Origin of the sequence: Methylobacterium sp. WL69, from assembly GCF_008039485.1 — a bacterium.
Classification (GTDB): domain Bacteria; phylum Pseudomonadota; class Alphaproteobacteria; order Rhizobiales; family Beijerinckiaceae; genus Methylobacterium.
Map to the genome: position 1 here is coordinate 1 of NZ_VRUZ01000216.1, position 451 is coordinate 451.

A 451-nucleotide genomic window follows, 5' to 3' on the forward strand; every position below is an offset into this window, starting at 1 on the left:
GCCGCGGGCGGAACGGGCTCAGCCGCGCTCGGCGCCCGTCGCCGCCGCCGTGCCGGCGGCCGGAACCACGAAGATCTGGCCCGGATAGATCCGGTCCGGGTTGCGGATCTGCGGCTGGTTGGCGTCGTAGATCACCGTGTAGCGGGTGCCGCTGCCGTAGACGCGCCGGCTGATCTGCCACAGGCTGTCGCCCCGCACGATCCGCGCCGTGCCGATCTCGGGCACGAACACCGTGCGGGGCGCCTCCTCCGGAGCCGGCTTCGGGTCGGGCAGGGTTTTGGGTTCAGCGCTGATCCTGGGCTCGGGAGCTTTGGCTTCGGGGCCGGGCCGGGGGTCCGGACCGGTCATGGCCGGCATGGGAAGGGTGGACCCGGTCCGGGGCGGATCGGCCTTAAACGGTTGCGGCAGAAGGGCGATTTTCTCCGGATGGCTCGGCGGGGCGGGCGCGGCG

At 73.2% G+C, this 451-nt stretch carries 1 protein-coding gene; it reads right to left on the reverse strand.

Annotated features, from left to right (window positions below; all coding sequences use genetic code 11):
• Positions 1-18: 18 nt before the first annotated feature.
• The coding region (locus FV218_RS23360; protein ID WP_246685245.1) for a LysM peptidoglycan-binding domain-containing protein at positions 19-451 on the reverse strand (433 nt) is incomplete at its 5' end.